The organism is Mycobacterium sp. (assembly GCF_035653355.1).
Lineage (GTDB): Bacteria > Actinomycetota > Actinomycetes > Mycobacteriales > Mycobacteriaceae > Mycobacterium.
In genome coordinates, this window is sequence record NZ_DASRBZ010000071.1 from 1 (window position 1) to 2,649 (window position 2,649).

Annotated in this window: 3 protein-coding genes; 1 reads left to right on the plus strand and 2 read right to left on the minus strand. The window is 62.0% G+C overall.

Going from position 1 to position 2,649, the window contains the following annotated elements:
• The coding region (locus VFA16_RS02315) for a mammalian cell entry protein (RefSeq protein WP_324966262.1) at positions 1–1,221 on the plus strand (1,221 nt) is incomplete at its 5' end.
• Between the two features lie 26 nt (positions 1,222–1,247).
• Here the strand turns inward: VFA16_RS02315 and VFA16_RS02320 are convergent.
• Both VFA16_RS02320 and VFA16_RS02325 read right to left on the minus strand, forming a co-directional pair.
• Positions 1,248–1,745, minus strand: a complete 498-nt coding sequence (locus VFA16_RS02320; RefSeq protein ID WP_324966263.1) for a hypothetical protein — start codon at positions 1,743–1,745, stop codon at positions 1,248–1,250.
• Positions 1,746–1,930: 185 nt separating this feature from the next.
• Positions 1,931–2,518, minus strand: a complete 588-nt coding sequence (locus VFA16_RS02325; RefSeq protein ID WP_414687617.1) for a twin-arginine translocation pathway signal — start codon at positions 2,516–2,518, stop codon at positions 1,931–1,933.
• Between the last annotated feature and the right edge of the window lie 131 nt (positions 2,519–2,649).

A 2,649-nucleotide genomic window follows, 5' to 3' on the forward strand; every position in this document is an offset into this window, starting at 1 on the left:
GGCCTAGTCGACAGCATCCCTAAGGGCAAGCTCAGCCAATTGCTCGACGAGGCGTTCAAGGGATTTAACGGTGCCGGCTACGATTTCGGATCGCTGTTCGACTCAGCGTCGCGGCTCTCCCGCGACCTCAACGGCGTCGCCGCCCGTGCGCGAACCCTTAACGAGGACACCGCGCCGTTTCTGGACTCGCAAGCACAGACCACCGATGCGATCCGGCTGTGGGCCCACAGCCTTGCCGGAGTCACCGACCAGTTAGTGACCGATGACCGGCAGGTGCGTAACCTGCTGGAAAAAGGGCCCGGTGCCTTGGACGAGGCCTCTCGGCTGTTCGAGCAGATCAAACCGACATTGCCGCTGTTGCTGGCCAACCTCGGCACCGTCAGCGAGATCCTGATGACCTACCATGCTTCGCTGGAGCAAGTTTTGGTGTTGCTGCCACCGTTCGTGGCCGCTATCCAATCGTTTGCTCCCCCGAAAAACCCAACCGGGTTGGCCCGCGGCGACTTTGTACTCAGTGTCAGTGATCCGCCGGCATGCACCGTCGGTTTCCTACCACCCAACCAATGGCGCTCGCCGGCCGACCTGACGATACCCGATACGCCGGACGGCCTGTATTGCAAACTGCCGCAGGATTCACCGGTCGCGGTTCGCGGCGCCCGTAACTATCCATGCATTAGGCATCCCGGAAAGCGTGCGCCGACAGTCGAAATCTGTGACAGTGACAAGCCATTCGAACCGCTGGCGATGAGAGAGCATATATTTGGGGCCTACCCCCTGGATCCGAACCTGCTTGCACAAGGCATCCCGCCCGATGACCGGGTGAACTTCTTCCGCGACAGGATCTTCGGACCGGTGGAGGGAACACCCATGCCGCCAGCATTGCCTCCCCCGCCGGGATCGCCTCCTGCGCCGGCATCAGCGGCTAGCGCTCAGAGCCCGTCGGTCAACATACCACCCGCGGCCCCGCCGGGGGCTCCGCCACTAGCGCCGATGGACGTTCCGGATGCGGCCCCGCCACCTCCCGGCGCTGGAAGCGGCGGGCCGCAGGCAGCTCCAAGTTCCTTCGGCAGCAAGGGTACTCACCAGGGCCCGTCGGTGGTCGTCACCCACTACGACCCGGCGACCGGCCGGTATGTTACACCCGACGGAAAGACCTATCGGCAGACCAACCTCGTGAAGGGGGCGGCCCCCAAGACTTGGCAGGACATGCTTCGTGCGTGAAGGCGGGCAGATCAGCTCAGCGCCGGTCAGGATATTTTGTCCAGCCTGAACGGCATCTGAACCACGAGCCACCTGTTTATACCGCAGGCGCCGCTCGGGCCGACGGTCTTGTCCAGACCAGCCAGTGTTTGCGACCCGGTGTCTACTGAGCCGTTGGCCCGGGCGACCATGCCGTCGGGGCCGACGGGAACGAAACTGAATGTCTGGCGGCCGGTGACCGCGGTGCCGTCGGGGCACGCTTCCCAATGCGGCACATCGCGTTTGACGTACCACAGCTGTCCGTCATGCGTGTATAGCGGTGCGCTCCAGCCTTGGTCGCTCGTCACCTGACCGCTGCAGTCTTGGGCGGTCTGGCACGAGGACGTGATCGTCCATGTGCTGCGCACCGTCGCCTCGTCGTGAAACACCTCGTTGGTCTTGGCCCACTCGCCGACTGATGTGGCGACGTACGTCCCATTGATCCCGTTGCCGTCCGCTCGGGCTGACGGTGCCGTGCCCAAACCGCCGATCACAACAGAAGCCATCACAGTTGCACTGGAGACTGCGCCGATTGTACGGCTCATTGGACGCATCACGTGCTCCTCGACGCGCTACAGTTTTTTGCCGAATGCCTACGAGCGGTTCTGCGTTCCCGCATTCTCAAGCGCTGAGAGTAACACCGTACCCGCCGGTAGTGCGCCGATTCGCGCCATTGAGCTGGCAGCGGCTTTCACACGGCGTCGAACTTCGCTATGAGCCAGGAACCGTTGACCTTCGTCAGCGTCACCTGAACGCTGCTTCCGGTTTTCACCGGTTGCGGTTTGTCCTTGCTCGCCGTTTTCTGATCGATGAAGACCAGCACGACAGCTGAATTCGGATGTAGCTCTGATACGGCGGCTTTAACCACGCGGACCCTCGTGGTGAGTCCCCGCTGGGCCGCCGGCGCCACGATCTGTTCGGTGAACCGCTTGTAATAATCCTGAAAGTCGTCGGTGAGGCGCGACTTCGCATTGGCAAAATCGCTGCCCAGGCTGTCAGGCGAGTACGACAGCAGCGCCACCGCACCTTCCGACGCAGCCCTGACGGCATCGTCTGCTGTCGCTTTGTCGGTTTGCTGATCCGGACGGTATTGAAAGAAAAACAAGCCAACGGCCAACCCGGTGGAGGCAAAGACGAGAATCAGCAACAGAATTGGACGCCACTGGGCGATACAAGCGCGAATCCAGCGCCGGCTCAGCCCAATTAGGCGGCGATGCACCGACCCCGCGTCGGATCGAGTTGCTACGGCGTCGATTGGTGAATCGTCGTCGATCGTCACGGTAGGAACTCGACTCTGGACATTTTGAGCTGTCCGGCGTCCCTTTGGAGATTCATAATGATTCGCCACGACCGCGGCGGCGGTTTGGTCTTGTCGGGATTGATGACCTCGGCTTTTGCCGTAACAAGGAC